At 65.0% G+C, this 22,591-nt stretch carries 22 protein-coding genes; 11 read left to right on the top strand and 11 right to left on the bottom strand.

What is annotated here, in order from left to right:
* Window positions 1-50: 50 nt before the first annotated feature.
* The gene (gene loiP, locus G5S35_RS22075; protein WP_065060013.1) at window positions 51-815 is read right to left on the bottom strand and encodes a metalloprotease LoiP; all 765 of its coding nucleotides are present in this window, start codon (window positions 813-815) and stop codon (window positions 51-53) included.
* 279 nt (window positions 816-1,094) lie between these two features.
* Here loiP and G5S35_RS22070 point away from each other — a divergent pair, with 279 nt between their 5' ends.
* From G5S35_RS22070 to G5S35_RS22060, 3 genes are all read left to right on the top strand, one after another.
* Window positions 1,095-2,078 (top strand): TerC family protein, encoded by a 984-nt coding sequence (locus G5S35_RS22070; protein WP_065060014.1) that lies wholly within the window; start codon window positions 1,095-1,097, stop codon window positions 2,076-2,078.
* 153 nt (window positions 2,079-2,231) lie between these two features.
* Complete coding sequence (locus tag G5S35_RS22065; RefSeq protein WP_065060015.1) at window positions 2,232-2,498, top strand: TFIIB-type zinc ribbon-containing protein; 267 nt, start codon at window positions 2,232-2,234, stop codon at window positions 2,496-2,498.
* A 47-nt stretch (window positions 2,499-2,545) separates the two neighbouring features.
* Window positions 2,546-2,956: a tellurite resistance TerB family protein gene (locus G5S35_RS22060; RefSeq protein ID WP_065060016.1), complete on the top strand. Its 411-nt coding sequence runs from the start codon at window positions 2,546-2,548 to the stop codon at window positions 2,954-2,956.
* A gap of 107 nt (window positions 2,957-3,063) precedes the next feature.
* Here G5S35_RS22060 and G5S35_RS22055 read toward each other — a convergent pair whose 3' ends face one another.
* Complete coding sequence (locus tag G5S35_RS22055) at window positions 3,064-3,720, bottom strand: response regulator transcription factor (protein ID WP_065060017.1); 657 nt, start codon at window positions 3,718-3,720, stop codon at window positions 3,064-3,066.
* Between the two features lie 48 nt (window positions 3,721-3,768).
* On the bottom strand, window positions 3,769-5,103 hold the full coding sequence (locus G5S35_RS22050) for a sensor histidine kinase (RefSeq protein WP_124260443.1): 1,335 nt from the start codon (window positions 5,101-5,103) through the stop codon (window positions 3,769-3,771).
* A gap of 219 nt (window positions 5,104-5,322) precedes the next feature.
* Between G5S35_RS22050 and G5S35_RS22045 the strand changes: the two genes are divergently transcribed.
* Window positions 5,323-5,787 (top strand): VOC family protein, encoded by a 465-nt coding sequence (locus G5S35_RS22045; RefSeq protein ID WP_074982634.1) that lies wholly within the window; start codon window positions 5,323-5,325, stop codon window positions 5,785-5,787.
* 132 nt (window positions 5,788-5,919) lie between these two features.
* On the opposite strand, the gene gltA is transcribed toward G5S35_RS22045, so the two are convergent.
* The 7 genes from gltA to G5S35_RS22010 form a co-directional block, all read right to left on the bottom strand.
* Window positions 5,920-7,221, bottom strand: coding sequence for a citrate synthase (gene gltA, locus G5S35_RS22040; RefSeq protein WP_065060020.1), 1,302 nt, complete (start codon window positions 7,219-7,221; stop codon window positions 5,920-5,922).
* A gap of 79 nt (window positions 7,222-7,300) precedes the next feature.
* A complete protein-coding gene (locus G5S35_RS22035; protein ID WP_065060021.1) occupies window positions 7,301-7,567 on the bottom strand; it encodes an FAD assembly factor SdhE in 267 nt (88 codons plus the stop codon).
* Window positions 7,568-7,582: 15 nt separating this feature from the next.
* On the bottom strand, window positions 7,583-8,284 hold the full coding sequence (locus G5S35_RS22030) for a succinate dehydrogenase iron-sulfur subunit (protein ID WP_065060022.1): 702 nt from the start codon (window positions 8,282-8,284) through the stop codon (window positions 7,583-7,585).
* A 29-nt stretch (window positions 8,285-8,313) separates the two neighbouring features.
* Window positions 8,314-10,089: a succinate dehydrogenase flavoprotein subunit gene (gene sdhA / locus G5S35_RS22025; protein WP_074982636.1), complete on the bottom strand. Its 1,776-nt coding sequence runs from the start codon at window positions 10,087-10,089 to the stop codon at window positions 8,314-8,316.
* Between the two features lie 4 nt (window positions 10,090-10,093).
* A complete protein-coding gene (sdhD, locus tag G5S35_RS22020) occupies window positions 10,094-10,462 on the bottom strand; it encodes a succinate dehydrogenase, hydrophobic membrane anchor protein (RefSeq protein WP_065064678.1) in 369 nt (122 codons plus the stop codon).
* A 2-nt stretch (window positions 10,463-10,464) separates the two neighbouring features.
* Entirely contained in the window at window positions 10,465-10,881 is a 417-nt protein-coding gene (sdhC, locus tag G5S35_RS22015; RefSeq protein ID WP_065064680.1) for a succinate dehydrogenase, cytochrome b556 subunit, read from the bottom strand.
* A 148-nt stretch (window positions 10,882-11,029) separates the two neighbouring features.
* Window positions 11,030-11,833, bottom strand: coding sequence for a GntR family transcriptional regulator (locus G5S35_RS22010; RefSeq protein ID WP_420874529.1), 804 nt, complete (start codon window positions 11,831-11,833; stop codon window positions 11,030-11,032).
* A 553-nt stretch (window positions 11,834-12,386) separates the two neighbouring features.
* Here G5S35_RS22010 and G5S35_RS22005 point away from each other — a divergent pair.
* The 5 genes from G5S35_RS22005 (at window position 12,387) to acnA (ending at window position 19,757) form a co-directional block, all read left to right on the top strand.
* Window positions 12,387-13,370 carry a malate dehydrogenase gene (locus G5S35_RS22005; protein ID WP_065065354.1) on the top strand — a complete coding sequence of 328 codons (984 nt, stop codon included), beginning with the start codon at window positions 12,387-12,389 and terminating at the stop codon, window positions 13,368-13,370.
* 240 nt (window positions 13,371-13,610) lie between these two features.
* A complete protein-coding gene (locus G5S35_RS22000; protein ID WP_110325650.1) occupies window positions 13,611-14,627 on the top strand; it encodes an HpcH/HpaI aldolase/citrate lyase family protein in 1,017 nt (338 codons plus the stop codon).
* 314 nt (window positions 14,628-14,941) lie between these two features.
* Window positions 14,942-15,478, top strand: a complete 537-nt coding sequence (locus tag G5S35_RS21995) for a hypothetical protein (protein ID WP_065065352.1) — start codon at window positions 14,942-14,944, stop codon at window positions 15,476-15,478.
* 19 nt (window positions 15,479-15,497) lie between these two features.
* Entirely contained in the window at window positions 15,498-16,952 is a 1,455-nt protein-coding gene (locus G5S35_RS21990; protein ID WP_183039008.1) for a bifunctional 2-methylcitrate dehydratase/aconitate hydratase, read from the top strand.
* 87 nt (window positions 16,953-17,039) lie between these two features.
* Window positions 17,040-19,757 (top strand): aconitate hydratase AcnA, encoded by a 2,718-nt coding sequence (gene acnA / locus G5S35_RS21985; RefSeq protein ID WP_124260441.1) that lies wholly within the window; start codon window positions 17,040-17,042, stop codon window positions 19,755-19,757.
* A gap of 214 nt (window positions 19,758-19,971) precedes the next feature.
* On the opposite strand, the gene G5S35_RS21980 is transcribed toward acnA, so the two are convergent.
* Window positions 19,972-20,574 carry a response regulator transcription factor gene (locus tag G5S35_RS21980; protein WP_065065349.1) on the bottom strand — a complete coding sequence of 201 codons (603 nt, stop codon included), beginning with the start codon at window positions 20,572-20,574 and terminating at the stop codon, window positions 19,972-19,974.
* A gap of 270 nt (window positions 20,575-20,844) precedes the next feature.
* Between G5S35_RS21980 and G5S35_RS21975 the strand changes: the two genes are divergently transcribed.
* Window positions 20,845-21,585 carry a TetR/AcrR family transcriptional regulator gene (locus G5S35_RS21975; RefSeq protein WP_183039476.1) on the top strand — a complete coding sequence of 247 codons (741 nt, stop codon included), beginning with the start codon at window positions 20,845-20,847 and terminating at the stop codon, window positions 21,583-21,585.
* A complete protein-coding gene (locus G5S35_RS21970) occupies window positions 21,582-22,586 on the top strand; it encodes an HlyD family secretion protein (RefSeq protein ID WP_183039007.1) in 1,005 nt (334 codons plus the stop codon). Before G5S35_RS21975 ends, G5S35_RS21970 begins: the two co-directional genes overlap by 4 nt.
* Window positions 22,587-22,591: the final 5 nt, after the last annotated feature.

Below are 22,591 nucleotides of genomic sequence, written 5' to 3'. Positions count from 1 at the left end.
CCTGGCGGCCGGCACACGCCCGCCGCCAGATCGGTCGGATCAGGTCTGTCTTACCCTTCCTTCTTGATCCGATTCTGAATATGCTGCGCGCGGCTCGGCGACGACGGATGCGAACTCAGCATCGAACTCTGCCCGCCGTCCATTTCCGCCAGCTTCTGGAAGGCCGTGACGAGGCCCGCGCGGTTCATGCCTTTCTTCTTGAGCAGGTCGAAGGAGTAGTCGTCGGCGGCGCTTTCCTGCGACTGCGAAAACTGCGCGTTGATGAACTTCTCGGTGAGGTCGCCGAGCTGCGACGTGCTCAACGCCGATGCCATCGAATTGCCCGTTGCGCCCGCCGCCGTGCGCGCCGCGCTCACGGTGTACGCCGTCTGCATGGCCTTCTTCGAGTGGCCGAGCGCGACGTGGCCCATCTCGTGGCCGATCACGCCGCGCAGTTCGTCGTCGCTCATCTTGTCCATCAGGCCGCTGTAGACGCGCACGCAGCCGTTGCCCATCGCCCACGCGTTGATGTCGCTCGTCTCGTAGACCTTGTAGTCGATTTTCTGGCCGTTCAGCGTCATGTCGCCGAAGCCGCTCATGACCTTCGTGAGACGCTTGCCGTAAGCGCTGCTCGACGCGGCCACCTTCGACTGCGCGTCGCTCGCCTTGCAGGCGTCGTTCGAAACCGCGACGATGTCGCTGTCCGACAGCGTGGCCGCCTTGAACAGCGTCGCGCCCGCCGACACCGCCGCGTTGGGGTCCAGACTTTGCAGCGACGAACAGGCGCTCAGCGCAACCGCGAGCCCGCACGCGAAGCCAATCTTGCCAAATGTCATTCTTGCCATCCTTTCACTGTTGTAAGGATCGACGAATCTAGCACTGCCCCTCTTTCCCATATTTGCGCGGTGCGGCGTTCAAGCGCTGCGCCTGGATCTTCGTCAATCCGGCGTCAGTCTGCGCGCCTGCTCGTCCGCTGACTGACGCAAACGGACACAGGCCGACGCAAACGGACACGCCTCATTCCTCGCTCATTCTTCAGGATTAAGCTAGACCGTTGAGCCCCTCGGGCTCGCCCTTCCCCGCTATCCGATTCGAGGCCAAAGGACCTGACCGCCATGCTCACGCCGATCCTCTCCGCCAGCTTTCTCGGCCAGCCCGCGTGGCTGTGGGTCGCCTTCATCGTGGTCGTGATCGTGCTGCTCGTGCTCGATCTCGGCGTGCTTCATCGCGACGATCACGAAATCGGCATCCGCGAAAGCCTGTGGCTCTCGCTCGGCTACATCACCGTCGGCGTGCTGTTCGGCGGCTTCGTGTGGTGGCAACTGGGCGCCGAGCCCGCGACCGAGTACCTGACCGGCTATCTGATCGAAAAATCGCTGTCGCTCGACAACGTCTTCGTGATCGCGTCGATCTTCGGCGCGCTCGCGGTGCCGCGCGTGTACCAGCATCGCGTGCTGTTCTGGGGCATCGTCGGCGTGCTGGTGCTGCGCGCGCTGATGGTCGGCCTCGGTGCCGCGCTGGTCGCGCGCTTCGAGTGGATGCTGCTCGTGTTCGGTCTCTTTCTCGCGATCACGGGCGTGAAGATGCTGTTCGGCTCGAAGGAAGAAGCGCACGTGGAAGACAGCCGCATCCTGCGCGTGATTCGCCGCGTGCTGCCGGTCGCGCCGCAACTCGAAGGCGGCGCGTTCGTGGTGCGGCGCGCGCATCCCGTCAGCGGCAAGCTCAAGCGCTACGCGACGCCGCTGCTCGTCGCGCTGCTGATGATCGAATTCGCCGATCTGATCTTCGCGGTCGACTCGATTCCCGCGATCTTCTCGATCACGACCGATCCGTTCATCGTCTATACGAGCAATATCTTCGCCGTGCTCGGTCTGCGCGCGCTGTTCTTTGCGCTCGCGGCGATGGCGCACCGTTTCTACTACCTCAAGCACGCGCTTGCGCTCGTGCTGGTGTTCATCGGCGCGAAGATCTTTCTGGTGCATTTCATCGGCAAGATGCCGGCGCTGGTGAGCCTCGGCGTGACGGCGGCGCTGCTCGCGGGCGGCGTGCTGCTGTCGCTGGTGAAGACGCGCGGCGGCGATGTGAACGCCGCGCGCTAGCGCTCTGAACGCGCCACAAACGGCGCCTCAAACGCGCTCCTCATTTTTCGCTCATTTTCGTCTGCGAGGATGAATTCCATCGGGGCCGCGCAGCGTGCTACGGCAAGGCTCAGGCGGCGCCCGATGGCCTGTCCATTCATCACGGAGCGCATCATGAAATGCCCGAACTGCCCTGACGTGACGCTTGCGATCTCGGAGCGTCAAGGCGTCGAACTCGACTATTGCCCGGAATGCCGCGGCGTCTGGCTCGACCGCGGGGAACTCGACAAGCTGCTCGACCGCACAGCCGCCGCGCAAACCACGCAGTCGCGCCCACTCGACGACGGCTACAGCGCGCAGCAAGGTTCGCATCATCGCGCGCATCGCGACGAGTACGCGCCGCGCCGCCGCAAATCGTGGCTCGGCGATCTGTTCGACTGAAAGCGCGACCGACGGCGCGCCCCGTTCAACCTCAAGGACATCTGACCATGCGAACCTACACCAGCAACAGCCCGCAGGCCGCGGGCCGGATCGTCGCCATCGCCCTGCTCGCCGATGGCCACCTCAGCAGCAGCGAACTGAGCGCCGTGCATCATGCGCGCATCGCGGAACGCCTCGGCCTCGAACCGGGCGAATTCGGCGCCATCCTGCAGGGGCTCTGCGAGGATCTGCTCGTGAGCGCGCACCTGAACTGGAGCGACGCGTGCAAGCTCGACTCCGACGTCATGCAGCACGTCCTGCGCGAGTTGCAGGACCCGGTCATGCGCGCCGAGGTGCTCAATCTGTGCCACGTCGCGGTCTATGCCGACCGTCACGTGGCCGATAGCGAAGCCGCCTTGCTCGCAGCGCTCTCGCGGGCCTGGCAGGCGCATCCGTGGCAGCGTCTGCTGGCGTCGTAAGCGCGCCCGTCCGCCTCCATCGTTTCGCGCGGGCGACGCGGCTTTCCCCCCGCGTCGCGCGCCTCGCGGCGAGTCGTCCGCTCGCCGCGTTTTTCTTCGCGTTTGCGTCAGACGCACACCGCCCAGCCGAGCCCGCGCACGTTGCGGATAACCGCATGACCGAATTTGCGCCGCACGCTGTAGATCACCGCGTCGACCGCGTTGCTCTCCACTTCCTCGCCCCAGCCGTAAAGCCGCTCCTCGATCTGCTGACGCGAGAGAATCGCGCCGGGGCGTTCGAGCAGCGCGAGCATGAGCGCATATTCGCGCGCGGAGAGATCGTCGCTCTGGCCGTCGAACGTGAGGCGGCGCGCATTCATGTCGAGCGTCACGCGCCCGCTGCCCATCGTCGATGACGCGAAACCCGACTTGCGCCGCACCACCGCGCGGATGCGCGCGAGCAGCTCCTTGCTCTCGAACGGCTTCACGAGATAGTCGTCGGCGCCGAGATCGAGCCCTTCCACGCGCGTATCCACATCGTCGCGCGCGGTGATGACGATGACCGGCGTCGTGTCGTTCGACTCGCGCAGCCCGCGCAGCACGTCCAGACCGCTCATGTCGCCGAGCCCGAGATCGAGCAGGATCGCCGTGTACGACCCGTCGCGAATGGCCGCGCGGCCGCTTTCGCCCGTGCGCACCCAGTCGACGCTATAGGTCGCGTCCTTGAGCGCGCGCAGCAGCGCGGGCCCGATCAGCAGATCGTCTTCGATCAGCAGAATCCGCATCGCCCCATTTCCTCAGTATGCCTGTCGATATGTGCTCGACCCGCGCCCTCACGCGAGCGGCAGCACGATGCGCGCGACGATGCCGGTCTGGCCGTCCGCGCGGTTCTCCAGCGTGACGCGCCCGCGATAACCGTGCGCGAGCGCCTGCGCGATCGCAAGCCCGAGGCCGCTGCCTTCGGCGTCGTTCGCGCCCGCGCGGAAAAAGCGGTCGAAGATGCGCGGCAAATCGGTTTCGGCGATGCCAGGCCCGTCGTCGAGCACCTCGATCGTCACGCTGCGCGCCTCGCGCCGCACCGAGACGTCCACGCGACCGCCCGCATGCACGTAGCGAATTGCGTTGTCGATCAGGTTACGCGTCAGCACGCGCAGATCGGCCTCGGTTGCGTGCACGCTCGCCTCATCGAGACGCTCGACGCCGAGATCGACGCCGCGCGCGTCGGCGAGCGGCAGCAGGTCGGCCAGCACCTCGGTCACGAGCGGCGCGAGCGCGACGTCCGCGAGCGCGCGCTGCGCCCCGCCGATCTCCGCGCGCGCGAGCCCGAGCAACTGCGAGACGAGCGCGCCCGTGCGCGCCACGCCGCGCCGCAGTTCGTCGAAGCGCTCGCGGTATTGATCGGGCGGCGCGTCGTGCAGATTGTCGATCTGCAACTGCATCGCGGAAATGGGCGAGCGCAATTCGTGCGCGGCATCGGCGATGAACTTGCGCTCCGTGTTCACGAGTAGCGCGAGGCGCTCGATCATGCGGTTGATCGACTCGATGAACGGCCGCAGCTCGACGGGCGCTTTCGCCACGTCGAGCGGCTTCAGTTCGCGCAGATCGTGCAGATCGACCTGCGCCGCGCGACGCCCGACGCGTTCGAGCGGACGCAGCGACAGGCGCACCGTCACCGCAATGGTGAGCGCGAGCAGCGGCAGCAGCGCGAGCACCGGCAACAGGCTCCAGAACGCCACGCGCAGCGCGTTGCGATTGCGCATGCTGCGCGATTCGGCCACCTGGATGTGTTCGTCGCCGGCGGCGAGCGCGAAGACGTCCCACGTCTCGCCGTCGTAGTCGATCGATGAAAAACCGGCCTGCGCGCGCGGCAACGCGATATCGGCATCGCTCGTGCGGCTCGGCGCGGCGGCGTCGCTCGCCGACCAGATCTGCACCACGAAATCGTCCGACGGACGGCGCGCGCCGTTCGCTGTGGCCGCGTGGTGGCGCTGCGGCGGTGCGCCCGCCTGCACGTGCGCGGCGGCGTCGCGCAGGCTCGTGCTGAACTCGCTCGCAAGGCTGCGCACCACGAGGAAGGTGCCGAGCGCGCCGAGCAGGCCCACGACGATCGCGAGCGTGCCGATGGCGATGCTCAGACGGCGATGCAGGGAATTCGCGGCGAAGAACATGGAGCGGCTCGGCGATCTGGACGATGCGGGCGATCGTGGCAGAAAAGGGGGACGCGTCCATGATAAAGGATTCGCGGGGTGCGGCCGTGCGCGGATGAACGGCGGCAAGCGGATCGTCACGGCACACGCGAGCGCCGCGCGACGGTGCTAGATTCGTCTCACGCAGTGCCCGCGCAGTGCGTCCGCATTACGTCATTCGAGACACGACAGGAGACGATCATGAGCGACACCTCGCAACGCCCGGCCTTCGGCAGCGCGATCTATTACCGCGACCCGCGCGCCGCGCTCGCCTGGCTGGAGAAAGCGTTCGGCTTCACGACGCAGTTCGTCGTCACCACGCCGGACGGCAAAGTCTGCCACTCGGAAATGCGCTTCGAGGATGGCTACATCATGGTCTGCGGCGAGTGGCCGGGCATGCCCTCGACGAGCCCCGCCGCCGTCGGCGGCAAGAACACGCAGTCGGTGCACGTGCAGCTCGGGCGCGGACTCGACGCGCATTGCGAACGCGCGCGCGCCGCCGGCGCGACGATCGTGCGCGAGCCCGAGGACCAGTTCTACGGCGACCGCGTCTACGCGGCCTGCGACCCGGAAGGCCACGTGTGGAGCTTCGGCGAAACGGTGCGCCAGGTTTCGCGCGAAGAAGCCGAACAGGCGAGCGGCCTGAAGATCGACGGCTGGATTTGAGGGCGGACCAGGGCGGATCTCGAAGTCGAGGCCCGAAAAAGAAAACGCCCCGCCGGGACAAACCCGGCGGGGCGTTTTTCGCTTGCCGCACGACGCGCCGCAAAGGCACGCCGTACGAACAGGCGATGATGCTTAGCGTTGCGAGATCGGCTTCGCTTCGCGCGGCGTGTTGCCGATGAACAGCTGACGCGGACGGCCAATCTTCTGTTCGGGGTCGGCGATCATTTCGTTCCACTGGGCGATCCAGCCCACCGTACGTGCCATCGCGAAGATACACGTGAACATCGACGTCGGGATGCCCAGCGCGCGCTGAACGATGCCCGAGTAGAAGTCGACGTTCGGGTAGAGCTTGCGCGACACGAAGTATTCGTCTTCGAGTGCGATCTTTTCGAGCGCCATCGCGAGCTTGAACAGCGGATCGTCGTGCAGGCCCAGTTCTTCGAGCACTTCGTGGCACGTTTCGCGCATCAGCTTCGCACGCGGATCGTAGTTCTTGTACACGCGGTGACCGAAGCCCATGAGCTTCACGCCCGAGTTCTTGTCCTTCACCTGCTTGATGAATTCGGGGATGTTTTCCACCGAACCGATTTCCTCAAGCATGTTCAGTGCGGCTTCGTTCGCACCGCCGTGCGCCGGGCCCCACAGACACGCGATACCGGCCGCGATACACGCGAACGGGTTCGCGCCCGACGAACCCGCCAGACGGACCGTCGAGGTCGAGGCGTTCTGTTCGTGATCGGCGTGCAGGATCAGGATACGGTCGAGCGCGCGCACGAGCACGTCGTTGACCTTGTACTCTTCGCACGGGTTCGAGAACATCATGCGCATGAAGTTCGCGCTGTACGACAGATCGTTCTGCGGGTACACGAACGGCTGACCGATCGAGTACTTGTACGCCATGGCGACCAGCGTCGGCAGCTTCGCGATCATGCGGATTGCCGACACTTCGCGATGCTTCGCGTTATTGATGTCGAGCGAATCGTGATAGAACGCCGACAGTGCGCCGACAGCCGCGACCAGAATGGCCATCGGGTGCGCGTCGCGACGGAAGCCACGGAAGAAGAACTGCATCTGCTCGTGAACCATCGTGTGCTGCGTGACGGTCTTCACGAACTCGTCCTTCTGCGCCTGGTTCGGCAGTTCGCCCTTGAGCAGCAGATAGCAGGATTCGAGGAAGTCGGCGTTTTGCGCGAGGTTGTCGATCGGGTAGCCGCGATACAGCAGCTCGCCCTTGTCCCCGTCGATATACGTGATCGCCGAGTTGCACGATGCCGTCGACATGAAGCCCGGGTCATACGTGAACTTGCCGGTCTGACCGTACAGTTTGCGGATGTCGATCACATCCGGGCCCATGGTGCCCTTGTAGATCGGCAGTTCGACGCTCGGCGAATTGTCGCTGAACGATAGCGTGGCTTTTACATCAGACGGGGTCATAGCACATCCTCAATCGAAGATAAACACAGGATTCGATAGTTTGCACGTCCGGCGCGGCGCCTCCTGGCGTCACCGCGTCTCAGACGTTGCGAAGCAGCTCCAGCACCCGCTTCACGTCCGGGTCGGCAAGGTCGCCTTCTGGTTCCTTGCGCGCGAGCAGCAAGTCCATCAGGTCGTTATCGCTCAGCTCGAGCAGGCGCGTAAGAGCGCCCACGTCGGCGTCGCTGAGGTCATGCTCGTAGCGGTCGAAAAATCGCTCGAAAATAATGTCGTTTTCGAGCATACCGCGCCGCGCGCGCCAGCGGAGGCGCGCGCGGCGATGAGGGTCAGACTGGTGCGAGTCCATACGTTCTCGCCGTGGTCAAACCGCGCGGCGGACCATCAGTTCCTTGATCTTGCCGATCGCCTTCGTCGGGTTCAGGCCCTTCGGGCAGACGTCGACGCAGTTCATGATCGTATGGCAACGGAACAGACGGTACGGATCTTCGAGGTTATCGAGACGCTCGCCGGTGGCTTCGTCGCGGCTGTCCGCGATGAAGCGGTAAGCCTGCAGCAGGCCGGCCGGGCCGACGAACTTGTCCGGATTCCACCAGAAGCTCGGGCACGACGTCGAGCAGCTCGCGCACAGAATACACTCGTACACACCGTCGAGTTCGTCACGCTGCTCGGGCGACTGCAGACGCTCTTTCTCGGGCGGCGGCGTGTCGTTGATCAGGTACGGCTTGATCGAGTGGTACTGGTTGAAGAAGTGCGTCATGTCGACGATCAGGTCGCGCACGACGGGCAGGCCCGGCAGCGGGCGCAGCACGATCTTCGCCGGCAGGTCGTTCAGGTTCGTGAGGCACGCCAGACCGTTCTTGCCGTTGATGTTCATCGCGTCCGAACCGCACACGCCTTCACGGCACGAACGGCGGAACGACAGCGTTTCGTCGACTTCCTTGAGCTTCACCAGCGCGTCGAGCAGCATGCGCTCGTGCGTGAGTTCCAGCTCGTACGTCTGCATGCGCGGCGCCGAGTCCTTGTCCGGATCGTAGCGGTAGACTTCAAAAATACGTTTGGCCATTTCCCAATTCCTTTTGACTGGCGTGTGCCTTAGAACGTACGCGCCTTCGGCGGCACGGACTCGACGGTCAGCGGCTTCATGTGAACCGGCTTGTAGTCAAGACGGTTGCCTTCGCTGAACCACAGCGTATGGCGCAGCCAGTTTTCGTCGTCGCGGTGTTCGTAATCGCTGTGTGCGTGCGCGCCACGGCTTTCCTTACGGGCTTCAGCCGAGACCATCGTTGCCTGCGCAACTTCCACGAGGTTCGCCACTTCGAGCGCTTCGACGCGCGCGGTGTTGAACACCTTCGACTTGTCCTTCAGGTGAATGTGCTTCGCCTGTTCCGTGACCTGCGCGATGTCCTTGACACCTTCGGCCAGCAGCGCCGAGGTACGGAACACGCCAGCGTGCTTCTGCATCGAGCCGCGGATTTCGTTCGCGACGCTCTGGGCGTATTCGCCCGAGGTCGAGTTGTCGAGCTTGGCGAGGCGAGCGAGCGAGAAGTCGGCGGCGTCGGCCGGCAGCGGCTTGTGCTCCTTGAGCTCCTTCACGTGCTTGACGATGTGGTTGCCGGCCGCACGGCCGAACACCACGAGGTCGAGCAGCGAGTTCGTGCCCAGGCGGTTCGCGCCGTGCACCGAGACGCACGAGCATTCGCCCACGGCGTAGAAGCCGTTGACGACTTCTTCGTGGCCCTTCGGCGTGCCGACGACCTGACCGTTGATGTTCGTGGGGATACCGCCCATCTGGTAGTGAATCGTCGGAACGACCGGGATCGGTTCCTTGATGCAGTCGACGTTCGCGAACTTCAGCGCGATTTCGCGGATCGACGGCAGACGCTTCAGGATGGTCTCGGCGCCGATGTGCGACAGGTCGAGCAGCACGTGATCCTTGTGCGCGCCCACACCGCGGCCTTCCTTGATTTCCTGGTCCATCGAACGCGAAACAAAGTCACGCGGCGCGAGATCCTTCAGCGTCGGCGCATAGCGTTCCATGAAACGTTCGCCATTCGAATTACGCAGAATGCCGCCTTCGCCGCGCACGCCTTCGGTAATCAGCACGCCCGCGCCGGCCACGCCGGTCGGGTGGAATTGCCAGAATTCCATGTCCTGCAGCGCGATGCCCGAACGTGCGGCCATGCCCAGGCCGTCGCCCGTGTTGATGAACGCGTTCGTCGATGCCTGGAAGATGCGGCCCGCGCCGCCCGTGGCGAACAGCGTGGTCTTGCCTTCGAGAATGTAGACGTCGCCCGTTTCCATTTCGAGCGCGGTCACGCCCAGCACGTCGCCTTCGGCGTCGCGGATCAGATCCAGCGCCATCCATTCGACGAAGAACGTGGTCTTCGCGGCGACGTTCTGCTGATACAGCGTGTGCAGCAGCGCGTGGCCGGTACGGTCCGCGGCCGCGCAGGCGCGCTGCACCGGCTTTTCGCCGTAGTTGGCGGTGTGGCCGCCAAACGGGCGCTGGTAAATCGTGCCGTCGGCGTTACGGTCGAACGGCATGCCCATGTGTTCGAGTTCGTAGACGGCGTTCGGTGCTTCGCGGCACATGAACTCGATCGCGTCCTGGTCGCCGAGCCAGTCGGAGCCCTTGATCGTGTCGTAGAAGTGGTAGTGCCAGTTGTCTTCGCTCATGTTGCCGAGCGAGGCGCCGATGCCGCCCTGGGCCGCGACCGTGTGCGAGCGCGTCGGGAACACCTTCGAGAGCACGCAGACGGACAGACCGGCGCGCGCCAGTTGCAGCGAAGCGCGCATCCCCGAGCCGCCCGCGCCGACGATAACCACGTCGAACTTGCGACGCGGCAGAGAATTCTTGATTGCAGCCATGCTTTTACACTCTCCAGAGAATCTGCGCGGCGTAGCCGAGGCTGCCCAGCAGCCAGGCGATCGTCAGCACGTCCAGCGCGATGCGCAGGCCGACGGGCTTGATGTAGTCCATCCAGATGTCGCGCACGCCGATCCAGGCGTGATAGAACAGCGCGAGCAGCGTGACGAACGTCGCGAGCTTCATCCATTGGGCGGAGAAAATCGACGCCCAGCCGTCGTACGAAAAGTCGTGTGCGCCAAAGAAGAGGACGAGCAGCACGACGGTGTAGATCGCCATGATGACGGCGGTGGCGCGCTGGGCGATCCAGTCACGCAGGCCGTAATGAGCGCCGACGACGAGGCGCTTCGGACCGATACCGTTTTTAGCCGACATTCTTAAAACGCTCCGAAGAGTTTTGCCGCGAAGGCGATCGTGAGGATCGTGGAGATGACGACGACGACGAGCGAGGTCGACTTGCCCTTTTCTTTGGCCGCGAGGTCATGGTTGAAGTCCATGAACAGGTGGCGCACGCCGGCGCAGAAGTGAAAGAGGAAGGCCCAGCCGAGCACGAGCACGACGAGCTTGACGATGATGTTCGAGAGGAAGCCCTTGAAGACCTCGAAGCTGAGTTCGGAGGTGAGGCTCTGGTCGAACAGGAACAGGATGAAAGGGAGGAACAGGAATAGAAGTGCACCGCTCACGCGGTGACCGATCGATACGCGACCGGCCAACGGCAGGCGGTATGCGAACAATATCTGCCCAATCCCGATGTTCCGGTATTCCGGCCTCGGTTTTTTTGCGGCTTCTGCCATGCTAGACCCCTACTATGTGTTAACACTAATACGCAATTTTACCGCCTTTTCATTTCGCGCTGCAGCGAAATCCGCCTTCGGAAACCGCAGTTGCGCGCGAACGCAGGCACGTGGGGAAGGCCGCCCGCACCGGTGCGCGGGCATCCTTTCAACTCAAATCATTGTGATAGTAGTACCCGGTTGTGACATACCAACCGCGGCGCACTTCGACTGGCCGGTCCCCATAGGTATAGGACACCCGATCAACCGATAGCAAAGGAAAACCTGCCGGAACATTGAGCAGATCGGCCACCGCAGGCTCGGCGCCCACCGCGCGGATCTTCTCAGTTGCCCGAATCATGCGCGTGCCGAAGTCCGCTTCGAACATGGCGTAGAGCGGTCCTTTATACTCGGCGAGGCGCTCGGCCGTCAGACCGCGGAACACGCCGCCGGGCAGCCAGATTTCGTCGAGCACGGTGTTTTCGCCGTCGAACTGCAGCAGGCGCTTGATCAGCACCACCGGGTCGGCGGGCTTGAGGTCCAGCTGGCGGGCGATCTCGGCCGACGCGCGCAGCCGCCGGCACTCCAGCAGCCTGCTGATGTGCGGATGTTCGGCGCCGTCATCGGCCAGCAATCTGAGAAAGCGAAACTGGGCGCGATCTTCGTTGTGCGTCGCAACAAACGTGCCTTTGCCCTGGCGGCGCACCAGCAGGTTGTCGGCGGCCAGTTCGTCGATCGCCTTGCGTACGGTCCCCTGGCTCACCTTGTAACGGGCGGCCAGTTCGACTTCGCTAGGGATGATTTCGCCGGGCTTCCATTCGCCGAACTCGAGACTCTGGGTAATGAGCCCCTTGATCTGCTGATAAAGCGGACTGAAGGTCGGGGACGGCGAAGCGGGCGCAGACGCCGAAGGGCCGCTCTCTGGAGCGGTGGAATTCGCGTTGCTGACCGGGTTCGCACTCATGGCGCGCATTTCAACATAAAGCCCCCGGAAATCTACCCTTTCGCTTCAATAGATATGTCTTATATAAGACATAAGATACTGTTGACTTTGGCCCTTACGGCTCCTACACTGCCGATCGAGCAAGGGTTTGCGGGCGACTCATGGGAGCCGCCGGCAGCATCCACCTCGTGGCCAACTGCGCCGCGGACCGCCTTGCACATGCTGTTCCTTCATGCAGTAGAGGTTTCGATCCGCCCCGCCCGCGCCGCTGCCTGATTCAATAGCGCCCGCGCCGCGCCCGCGGACCTTCCGAAGCGAGCTGTGGCAGGAGCCGGCACACGCGAAGCGGCCAGCGTCAGGCGTCCCTGTCCAGGGTGTCCCCGTCATTCCCTTGAGCATTGTCGCACCGGTAACGGTCCGCGGCCCCGCCTCCCGGCGTGCGGCGCTGCGCTTGCAACCCGCTTGCATCCGCCGCGCGCGTGCGTTCGGCAAAAGGACCGCCTGATTCCTGAACGCTTCGCGTAACGCGCATATAGAATGGCGTTTTACCCTGGCGTCTAACGCATCTTCCTGGAGATTTTCAATGGCTAAGCCCGCAAAGCGCGTTGCCGTCACCGGCGCCGCAGGTCAGATCGCATATTCCCTGCTGTTCCGCATCGCGAACGGCGACCTGCTCGGCAAGGACCAGCCCGTCATCCTGCAACTGCTCGACCTGCCGCAGGCACAAGCCGCCGTCAAGGGCGTCGTGATGGAACTCGACGACTGCGCATTCCCGCTGCTCGCGGGCGTGGTCATCACGGACGATCCGAAGGTCGCGTTCAAGGACGCCGACGTCGCGCTGCTCGTGGGCGCACGTCCGCGCTCGAAGGGCATGGAGCGTAAGGATCTGCTGTCGGCCAACGCCGAAATCTTCACGGTTCAGGGCAAGGCGCTGAACGACGTCGCCAGCCGCGACGTGAAGGTGCTGGTCGTCGGCAACCCGGCCAACACGAATGCGTACATCGCCATGAAGTCGGCGCCGGATCTGCCGAAGAAGAACTTCACGGCCATGCTGCGTCTGGACCACAACCGCGCGCTGTCGCAACTGGCCGCCAAGTCGGGCAAGCCGGTCGCGTCGATCGAAAAGCTCGCCGTGTGGGGCAACCACTCGCCGACGATGTACCCCGACTTCCGCGTCGCAACCGCCGAAGGCGAGTCGCTGACGAAGCTGATCAACGACGACGTGTGGAACCGCGACACGTTCATCCCGACGGTCGGCAAGCGCGGCGCAGCGATCATCGAAGCGCGCGGCCTGTCGTCGGCGGCTTCGGCTGCCAACGCGGCGATCGACCACGTGCGTGACTGGGTCCTCGGCACGAACGGCAAGTGGGTCACGATGGGCATCCCGTCGGACGGCTCGTACGGCATCCCCGAAGACATCATCTACGGCGTGCCCGTCACCTGCGAAAACGGCGAGTACAAGCGCGTCGAAGGCCTCGAAATCGACGCGTTCTCGCGCGAAAAGATGGACGGCACGCTCAACGAGCTGCTCGAAGAGCGCGAAGGCGTCGCTCACCTGCTCAAGTAATCGGGCAGACCGGCCGGCCTCCCGTCGCCACGCGGCGGGCACCGGCCTCGCGCGCGCCATGCCACATGGCGCGCGAGCGTGAGCGCGGCGCGGTTCGTCGCGGGTCGCATGCGGCGCACGCCGCCGCGCACCCGTACCCCGCCCGCCTCGCGCCCCAGATCCGCACGCGCCTTGCCTCGAGTTTCGCAGGACGCATCCGAATCCGGTTCCCCCTCCAATATTCGACACCCGCCGCCGAAGATGCGCGCCATCACACCCGCCGAAGTGCTGTTTGACGGCGAAGCGCCGCCGACCATCCTGCCCGCGTGCGACCACTACGCCGGCAGCGAGAAGCTGATGCTGAAATCGCTCGCGCTGCAGCAGCAGCTCGGCCCGGTATTCGACATCACGCTCGACTGCGAAGACGGCGCCCAGGTGGGCCGCGAGGCCGAACACGCCGAACTCGTCGCCTCGTTCCTCGGCGGCGAACACGACCGCTTCGGGCGCGTCGGGGTGCGCATCCACGACTTCCACCATCCGCATTGGCGCGACGACGTCCGCCTGATCCTGCGCGCCGCCCGCCGGGCGCCGGCGTTCATCATGCTGCCGAAGATCCGCGCTGTGGGCGACGCGGCGGAAATGACGGCGTTCATCGAAGCCACGCGCGTCGAGATGGGCATCGACCAGCCGATTCCCGTGCAGTTGCTGATCGAAACGCATGGCGCGCTCGCGCGCGTGTTCGATCTCGCGGCGCTGCGCGGCGTGCAGTCGCTGAGCTTCGGTCTGATGGACTTCGTCTCCGCGCACGACGGCGCGATCCCCGACACTGCCATGCGCTCGCCCGGCCAGTTCGATCACCCGCTCGTGCGGCGCGCGAAGCTCGAAATTTCGGCGGCCTGCCACGCGTTCGGCAAGGTTGCGTCACACAATGTCAGCACGGAAGTGCGCGATATGGAGGTCGTCGCCAACGACGCTCGTCGCGCGCGCAACGAATTCGGCTACACGCGCATGTGGAGCATTCATCCCGCGCAGATTCCGGCCATCGTGGCGGCCTTCGCGCCGCGCGACGAGGAAATCGCCACCGCTGCCGAGATCCTGCTCGCCGCGCAGAGCGCGCAGTGGGGTCCGACGCGTCACGGCGACACCTTGCACGACCGCGCGAGCTACCGCTATTACTGGTCCGTGCTGCGCCGCGCGCGCGCGACGGGCCGCGCCGTACCGCAGGACGCCGCGCCGCTGTTCGCGCCGGGCGAGCTGGCGCAGGCCGCCGCGTCGTGAGCGCGGCCCGGGCTCGGGTTAAGGTCAGGCTTGGGGCCTGAAAACGTTTTCGGCGGCCGCGCACGCCTCTTGCGCGCCGTGCCGCCCAGTGAGTCATCGAGGAGATGCTTTGCGATGAGCAACACAGTCGACGGAAGCCTGACAAGAGCCACGGCAAGGCAATTTGCAACAGACCGCAAAATCTGCAGTTCATACCGATAAATAGGTGAAAATAGCGTTCGCTGCGTGCTTTCGGGGCGCGCGCAGTGCATCCGGCGGCTGCAAGGCGCAGCCGCGCACTGTTCAACCGATTTGAGAGATAAAGGTCTGACTCCATGAAGAAATTGCTGATCGCTGCCGTTATCGGCGCGCTGTCCTCGACGATGATGCTGGCTGCGACCGACGCCGCCGCACAAACCTCGTCGACCACGGCCAAGAAGGCTACGCCGAAGAAGCCGGCTCCGAAGCATCGCATCATCAAGCGCAAGGCCAATCCGGCCAAGGAAGCGAAGGTCGACCCGATCCCGGAAGGCTCGGAACACTGGAACTGCGCGGAAGGCATGCAGTTCGACCTGAAGGGCGACATGGCGCGTGACCAGATCGTCACGGTTCACTGGGCGAACAAGAACTACAACCTGCCGCGTCAAACGACGACGACGGGCGCCGACCGCTTCCACGATGCCGCCACCGGCCTCGACCTGGTCGTGATCCCGACGAAGGCCATGCTGTTCTCGGACAAGGACAGCTCGCGTCTGGCCGACGAGTGCAAGACGACGGCCATGCAGCAAGGCGCACCGGCGCCGACCCAGGCTAACGCGCTGAACCGCAACGCCGCTCCGGCTGCGGGCGCGAGCGCCGCTTCGGGCCAGTAAGAACGGCCGGGACGCCTCGATGTCCGCGCCGAATCCCCATGTCAGGCCACAGCCGGATCAGGTCCTCGTCGATATCGTCGACTACGTCCTGAACGGTCTGCCCGGCGACAGCGCCACCGCGCTGACGACGGCGCGCTACTGCCTGCTGGACACCCTCGGCTGTGGACTCGAGGCGCTCTCCTATCCCGCCTGCACCAAGCTGCTCGGGCCCATCGTGCCGGGCACGATCGTCCCGCACGGCGCGAAGGTGCCGGGCACCGCATTCCAGCTCGACCCGGTTCAGGCCGCCTTCAACATCGGCGCCATGATCCGCTGGCTCGACTTCAACGACACCTGGCTCGCCGCCGAATGGGGCCATCCGTCGGACAACCTGGGCGGCATACTCGCGACCGCCGACTGGCTCTCGCGCACGGCTGTCGCCGCGGGCAAACCGCCGCTCACCATGCAGCACGTGCTTGAAGGCATGGTGAAGGCGCACGAAATCCAGGGCTGCATCGCGCTGGAAAACGCGTTCAACCAGGTCGGTCTCGACCATGTGCTGCTCGTCAAGCTCGCCTCGACCGCCGTGGTCGGCCAGTTGCTCGGGCTCACGCGCGACGAACTCATCAACGCCGTGTCGCTGGCGATGGTCGACGGCCAGGCGCTGCGCACCTATCGCCACGCGCCCAACACCGGCTCGCGCAAGTCGTGGGCCGCCGGCGACGCCACCGCGCGCGGCGTGCACCTCGCGCTGATCGCGAAGACCGGCGAAATGGGCTATCCCTCGGCGCTCACGGCGAAAACGTGGGGCTTCTACGACGTCTCATTCAAGGGCCGCCCCTTCACGTTCCAGCGCCCCTACGGCACGTACGTGATGGAGAACGTGCTGTTCAAGATCGCGTTTCCCGCCGAATTCCACGCACAGACCGCCGCCGAAGCGGCCATGACGCTGCACGCCCTGCTCGTTCAGCGCGGCAAGAGCGCCGAAGACATCGCGCGCATCACGATCCGCACGCACCAAGCGGCGATCCGCATCATCGACAAAACCGGCCCGCTGGCGAATCCGGCGGACCGCGATCATTGCATCCAGTACATGGTGGCCGTGCCGATCCTTTTCGGACGACTGACGGCCGCCGATTACGAAGACGATGTCGCGCGCGACCCGCGCATCGACGCCCTGCGCACGAAGATCGTCTGCGTGGAAGATCCGCAGTTCACGCGCGATTATCACGATCCCGACAAGCGTTCGATCGCGAATGCGCTGACCGTCGAGCTGAACGACGGCACGACGCTCGACGAAATCGTGGTGGAGTATCCGATCGGCCACAAGCGACGCCGCGAAGCCGGCATCCCGCTGCTGATCGAAAAGTTCAGGACCAACCTCGCGCGGCGCTTCGCCGCGAAGCAGCAGCAGGCGATTCTCGATGTCTCGCTGGATGCGGCACGGCTCGAAGCCATGCCCGTGCACGAGTACGTCGACTTGTATGTGACATGAGCGTGATCCGATCAGTCTTGTACCTGTAAGTACCCGCAGCAAACGTGCAGTAAGCGTTATTTCCGCGATTAAACGAAGGAAAATACCATGGCCCACAACCTCCACAAAACGCTAAAGGAATTCGACAGCGGTTCCGGTAAAGGCAAGTTCTACTCGCTGCCGCAACTCGGCAAGCAGCTCGGCGTGAAGATCGACCGCCTGCCGGTGTCGATCCGTCTCGTGCTTGAGTCCGTGCTGCGCAACTACGACGGCAAGAAGATCGCGGAAGAGCACATCGAGCAGCTCGCGAACTGGAAGCCCACGGCTGCGCGCGTCGATGAAATCCCGTTCGTCGTCGCCCGCGTCGTGCTGCAGGACTTTACCGGCGTGCCGCTGCTCGCCGACATCGCGGCCATGCGCGGCGTCGCCAAACAGGTCGGCAAGGACCCGAAGGTCATCGAGCCGCTGGTGCCGGTCGACCTCGTCGTCGACCACTCGGTGCAGATCGACTACTTCCGCCAGAAAGACGCGCTCGACCTGAACATGAAGCTGGAATTCCAGCGCAATAACGAGCGCTACCAGTTCATGAAGTGGGGCATGCAGGCGTTCGACACGTTCAAGGTCGTGCCGCCGGGCATCGGCATCGTTCACCAGGTGAACCTCGAATACCTCGCGCGCGGCGTGCACAAGAAGGCCGACGGCGGCGACACGGTCTACTACCCGGACACGCTCGTGGGCACCGACTCGCACACCACGATGATCAACGGCATCGGCGTGGTGGGCTGGGGCGTGGGCGGCATCGAAGCGGAAGCCGGCATGCTCGGCCAGCCGGTCTACTTCCTCACGCCCGACGTGGTGGGCGTGGAACTGAAGGGCAAGCTGCGCGAAGGCTGCACGGCCACCGACCTCGTGCTGACGATCACCGAAATGCTGCGCAAGGAGAAGGTCGTCGGCAAGTTCGTCGAGTTCTTCGGCGAAGGCACGGCGTCGCTCTCGCTGCCGGACCGCGCGACCATCGGCAACATGGCGCCGGAATACGGCGCGACCATGGGCTTCTTCCCCGTCGACGACAAGACCATCGACTACTTCAAGGGCACGGGCCGCACCGAAGCCGAAATCTCGGCGTTCGAGAACTACTTCAAGGCGCAGGAACTGTACGGTGTCCCGAAGGCCGGCGACATCGACTACACCAAGACGCTCACGCTCGACCTCGGCACGGTGGCGCCGTCGCTGGCCGGTCCGAAGCGCCCGCAGGACCGCATCGAAATCGGCAACGTGAAGTCGACCTTCAGCGACCTGTTCTCGAAGCCGGTCGCCGAAAACGGCTTCAACAAGAAGTCCGCCGACCTCGCCGCCGAATACTCGGCGGGCGAGAAGGTCAAGCTGCATAACGGCGACGTGCTGATCGCCGCGATCACGTCGTGCACGAACACGTCGAACCCGAGCGTGCTGCTCGCGGCCGGCCTGCTCGCGAAGAAGGCCGTGGAAGCGGGCCTGACGGTCGCGCCGCACATCAAGACCTCGCTCGCGCCGGGATCGCGCATCGTCACCGAATACCTGACGAAGACGGGCCTGCTGCCGTTCCTCTCGAAGCTCGGCTTCGAACTCGCGGCTTACGGCTGTACGACCTGTATCGGCAACGCGGGCGACCTCACGCCGGAGCTGAACGAGTCGATCGTCAAGAACGACGTGGTCGCGGCGGCGGTGCTCTCGGGCAACCGCAACTTCGAAGCGCGGATTCACCCGAACATCCGCGCGAACTTCCTGGCCTCGCCGCCGCTGGTGGTTGCGTACGCGATCGCGGGCACGATCACGCGCGACCTGATGACGGAACCGGTCGGCAAGGGCAAGGGCGGCCGCGACATCTATCTCGGCGACATCTGGCCGACGAGCGAGGAAGTCAACGCGCTGCTCAAGTTCGCGATGGACGCCGACGTCTATCAGAAGAACTACGCGCAGCTCACGAAGAAGGGCGACCTGTGGAGCAAGATCGAGGGCGAGGAAGGTCAGGTCTACGACTGGCCGAAGTCGACCTACATCGCCGAGCCGCCGTTCTTCGGTTCGGACTTCTCGATGACACCGTCGTCGACGGTGGCCGAAGTCAAAGGCGCGCGCGCGCTGGGCATTTTCGGTGACTCGGTCACGACCGACCACATCAGCCCGGCCGGTTCGATCAAGGAAGACTCGCCCGCCGGCAAGTGGCTCAAGGAAAACGGCGTGCAGAAGGCCGATTTCAACAGCTACGGCTCGCGCCGCGGCAACCACGACGTGATGATGCGCGGCACCTTCGCGAACGTGCGGATCAAGAACCTGATGATCCCGGCGAAGGCCGACGGCACGCGCGTGGAAGGCGGTCTGACCATTCATCAGCCGAGCGGCGAACAGCTGTCGATCTACGACGCCGCCATGAAGTACATCGACGCCGGCACGCCCACGATGGTGTTCGCGGGCGAAGAGTACGGCACGGGCTCGTCGCGCGACTGGGCGGCCAAGGGCACGCAGTTGCTGGGCGTGAAGGCCGTGGTCGCACGCAGCTTCGAGCGTATCCACCGCTCGAACCTCGTGGGCATGGGCGTGCTGCCGCTGCAGTTCAAGGGCACGGACAGCGTGCAAACGCTCGGCCTGACCGGCGAGGAAACGTTCGACATCGAAGGTCTCACCGACGACTTCAAGCCGCAGCAAGACCTGACGCTCGTGATCCATCGCAAGGACGGCAAGGACGAACGCGTACAAGTGCTGCTGCGTATCGACACGCCGATCGAAGTCGACTACTACAAGCACGGCGGCATCCTGCCGTTCGTGCTGCGCTCGCTGCTGGCCGCGTAAGCAGGCCGCGACGCATCGTAGTTTTTGCAGGTACCGCGCCCGGCAACGGGTGCGGTTACACTTGGAGCCCGACGCGAGTCGGGCTTTTTTTTCGGCTGTATTTGCGCTGCGTGGTGTTCCGGACCGGGTTCCGGACCGGCTTCGCGCGGCCAATAAAAAAGCGCGCCACACGCGACGCGCTTTGCCCGCCATGCGCCTGAACGCGCACAGCGACTCAATCGATCAGTTTGTTCAACGTAGCAAACTCGATCAGCGCCGCCAGCGACGACACGCCCAGCTTGTCGAGCACGCGCGTCTTGTAGGTGCTCACGGTTTTATCCGACAGACCGAGCCGCGCCGCGACGCCCTTGTTGCTCATGCCGCGCGCGAGATATTGCAGCACCTCGACCTCGCGCGGCGACAGCCCGTTGAGCGCGACGTCGCGGCCGCCGCCGCAACTGCCCGCCGGGAAGCAGTCGTAACCGAGCAGCACCGCCTTGACCACGCCGCACAACTCCTCCACGCCCCGGCTCTTGCTCACATAGCCGTTCGCGCCCGCGATGCGCGTGTGGTTCGCCATGACCTGCTCCGGCTTGGCCGACAGCACGATGATGCGCGTGGCGGCCTGCTTCGCGCGGATGCCGCGAATGACCGACAGCCCGTCGAGCTTCGGCAATTCGAGGTCGAGGATAACCAGGTCGGGTTGCAGCGTCTGGACGAGATGGAGGCCCTCTTCGCCGTCACCGCATTCGCCCACGAGCGCGTATTCGGTGTTCAGCACGTTGGCGAGCATCTTGAGGACGATTGGATGATCGTCGATGACCACGATGCGCTTCATTTGTTGTTCCATTTTCTTTTTGGGGCGTGAACCGGGCGTACCTTGCGGCACAAACCCACAGACTGAACGACACCCTCTTCTTTTTGTATAGGAAAGTTCCGAAAGGGGGCCCAATTCGATAAACGGGTTAACCCCTTGCGCTAACGCATTGGATTTAACTAATGCGTGAATTAGACTGAAACGATGAAGACGCGTGCCGTCACCGCCGCATCGCCCAGCCGGGCCGCCGTGAAACCACGCGGCCGGCGTCGCCATGATCCCGACCTGCATATGCGCGAGCGCCTGCTGGCCGGCGCCACGCAACTGTTCGCCGACCAGGGCATCGCCACCACCACCATGACGCAGATCGCCGCAGCCGCCGGCGTCACGTCGGCCATGGTGCATTACTACTTCACCAATCGCGAAAAGCTGCTCGACGCCGTGGTCAACGAGCGCATCGCGCCCGCCATCGCTTACGTGTGGGGCGGCGAAGCCAGCGAGGTCGGCGAGATCAGCGGAATCAGCGGAGGCGGAGAACGCCCCGCCCATCCACAGGCGCTCGTGCAGGCGCTCGTCGAACGGCTATTCGACGTCACCGCGCAACTGCCGTGGCTGCCGCCGCTCTGGCTGCGCGAGATCGTCAACGAAGGCGGCCTGCTGCGCGAGCGCATGCTCAAACGCCTGCCCATCGAGCAGTTGCAGCGCTTCACCGCGCAGATCGGCGCGGCGCAGCAGGCGGGCGCCGTGAATCCTGGCCTCGAAGCGCCACTGCTGTTCATGTCGATCCTCGCGCTCGTCATGCTTCCGCTCGCGACTTCGAAGCTCTGGCAAAGCACGCGCGGCCTGCCGAAAGTCGAGCGCGAGGCGCTGCGCCGTCACGTCACCGCGCTGCTCGCGGGCGCGATGCGCATGCCGGAAGGCGCAGGCGCGCCGGCGGCCGACCGCGCGAACCTCGAACACGGCGGCCCCGAAGCCGCCACCCGCACGAGCACGCGCGCGCGCTCACGCCGCGCGCCGGGAGCACGCTCATGAGCCCGCGCATCGCCATCGCCCATCGCCTGGCAGCCCATCGCCGGGCAGCCCGCGCCGCGGCCGTCGCCCTCACTCTCGTTGCGGTCGCTGCGCTGCCCGCCTGCTCGCGCCACGAAGCGCCGGTCTATCAGGGTTATGTCGAAGGCGAGTACGTCTATCTCGCCTCGTCGCAAGCCGGCACGCTCACGGAACTCGACGTCCGGCGCGGCCAGCAGGTCGCCGCCGCCGCGCCGGTATTCGCGCTCGAATCCGTCAGCGAAACCGCCGCGCTCGACGAGGCGCGTCACCGGCTCGTAGCGGCGCAGGCGCAGTTCGCCGATCTGCAAACGGGCAAGCGCCCGCCCGAAGTGCGCGTGACCGAAGCGCAGCTCGCGCAGGCCGAAGCCAACGCGCACAAAGCCGCGCTCCAGCTCACGCGCGACGAGGCGCAGTGGCGCGCGGGCGGCATCGCCCAGGCGCAGCTCGACGACTCGCGCGCGCAGGCCGCCAGCACCGCCGCGCAGGTGAGCGAGCTGCGCAATCAGGTGCGCGTCGCCAACCTGCCCGGCCGCACGGCGCAGATCGCCGCACAGGCCGCCGACGTCAAGGCCGCGCAAGCCACGCTCGCGCAGGCGCAGTGGAAGCTCGACCAGAAGCGCGTGGCCGCGCCGCGCGACGGGCTCGTCTACGACACGCTCTATCGTGTCGGCGAATGGGTGCAGGCGGGCAGTCCGGTCGTGCAGATGCTGCCGCCGCAAAACGTGAAGCTGCGCTTTTTCGTGCCGGAAAGCGCGGTCGGCGCGCTCGCGCCGGGCCGCAAGATACTCGTGCATTGCGACGGCTGCGCGGCCGACGTGCCCGCCACGCTCAGCTATGTCTCGAACGCCGCCGAGTACACGCCGCCCGTCATCTACAGCAACGAGAGCCGCAGCAAGCTCGTGTACATGATCGAGGCGCGCCCGAGCGCCGCCGACGCGCCGAAGCTCCATCCGGGCCAGCCGGTGGAAGTGCGGCTGCAATGAGCAGA

Source organism: Paraburkholderia tropica (assembly GCF_014171495.1).
Lineage (GTDB): Bacteria > Pseudomonadota > Gammaproteobacteria > Burkholderiales > Burkholderiaceae > Paraburkholderia > Paraburkholderia tropica.
The sequence above is the reverse complement of the archived record's forward strand: the minus strand, read 5'-3'. Positions and strand labels throughout refer to the sequence as shown.

Bases quoted from the DNA above. Each gene is read 5' to 3' on its own strand.
- loiP (WP_065060013.1), bottom strand. From the start codon at position 815: ATGACATTTGGCAAGATTGGCTTCGCGTGCGGGCTCGCGGTTGCGCTG.
- G5S35_RS22070 (WP_065060014.1), top strand. From the start codon at position 1,095: ATGCTCACGCCGATCCTCTCCGCCAGCTTTCTCGGCCAGCCCGCGTGG.
- G5S35_RS22065 (WP_065060015.1), top strand. From the start codon at position 2,232: ATGAAATGCCCGAACTGCCCTGACGTGACGCTTGCGATCTCGGAGCGT.
- G5S35_RS22060 (WP_065060016.1), top strand. From the start codon at position 2,546: ATGCGAACCTACACCAGCAACAGCCCGCAGGCCGCGGGCCGGATCGTC.
- G5S35_RS22055 (WP_065060017.1), bottom strand. From the start codon at position 3,720: ATGCGGATTCTGCTGATCGAAGACGATCTGCTGATCGGGCCCGCGCTG.
- G5S35_RS22050 (WP_124260443.1), bottom strand. From the start codon at position 5,103: ATGTTCTTCGCCGCGAATTCCCTGCATCGCCGTCTGAGCATCGCCATC.
- G5S35_RS22045 (WP_074982634.1), top strand. From the start codon at position 5,323: ATGAGCGACACCTCGCAACGCCCGGCCTTCGGCAGCGCGATCTATTAC.
- gltA (WP_065060020.1), bottom strand. From the start codon at position 7,221: ATGACCCCGTCTGATGTAAAAGCCACGCTATCGTTCAGCGACAATTCG.
- G5S35_RS22035 (WP_065060021.1), bottom strand. From the start codon at position 7,567: ATGGACTCGCACCAGTCTGACCCTCATCGCCGCGCGCGCCTCCGCTGG.
- G5S35_RS22030 (WP_065060022.1), bottom strand. From the start codon at position 8,284: ATGGCCAAACGTATTTTTGAAGTCTACCGCTACGATCCGGACAAGGAC.
- sdhA (WP_074982636.1), bottom strand. From the start codon at position 10,089: ATGGCTGCAATCAAGAATTCTCTGCCGCGTCGCAAGTTCGACGTGGTT.
- sdhD (WP_065064678.1), bottom strand. From the start codon at position 10,462: ATGTCGGCTAAAAACGGTATCGGTCCGAAGCGCCTCGTCGTCGGCGCT.
- sdhC (WP_065064680.1), bottom strand. From the start codon at position 10,881: ATGGCAGAAGCCGCAAAAAAACCGAGGCCGGAATACCGGAACATCGGG.
- G5S35_RS22010 (WP_420874529.1), bottom strand. From the start codon at position 11,833: ATGCGCGCCATGAGTGCGAACCCGGTCAGCAACGCGAATTCCACCGCT.
- G5S35_RS22005 (WP_065065354.1), top strand. From the start codon at position 12,387: ATGGCTAAGCCCGCAAAGCGCGTTGCCGTCACCGGCGCCGCAGGTCAG.
- G5S35_RS22000 (WP_110325650.1), top strand. From the start codon at position 13,611: ATGCGCGCCATCACACCCGCCGAAGTGCTGTTTGACGGCGAAGCGCCG.
- G5S35_RS21995 (WP_065065352.1), top strand. From the start codon at position 14,942: ATGAAGAAATTGCTGATCGCTGCCGTTATCGGCGCGCTGTCCTCGACG.
- G5S35_RS21990 (WP_183039008.1), top strand. From the start codon at position 15,498: ATGTCCGCGCCGAATCCCCATGTCAGGCCACAGCCGGATCAGGTCCTC.
- acnA (WP_124260441.1), top strand. From the start codon at position 17,040: ATGGCCCACAACCTCCACAAAACGCTAAAGGAATTCGACAGCGGTTCC.
- G5S35_RS21980 (WP_065065349.1), bottom strand. From the start codon at position 20,574: ATGAAGCGCATCGTGGTCATCGACGATCATCCAATCGTCCTCAAGATG.
- G5S35_RS21975 (WP_183039476.1), top strand. From the start codon at position 20,845: ATGCGCGAGCGCCTGCTGGCCGGCGCCACGCAACTGTTCGCCGACCAG.
- G5S35_RS21970 (WP_183039007.1), top strand. From the start codon at position 21,582: ATGAGCCCGCGCATCGCCATCGCCCATCGCCTGGCAGCCCATCGCCGG.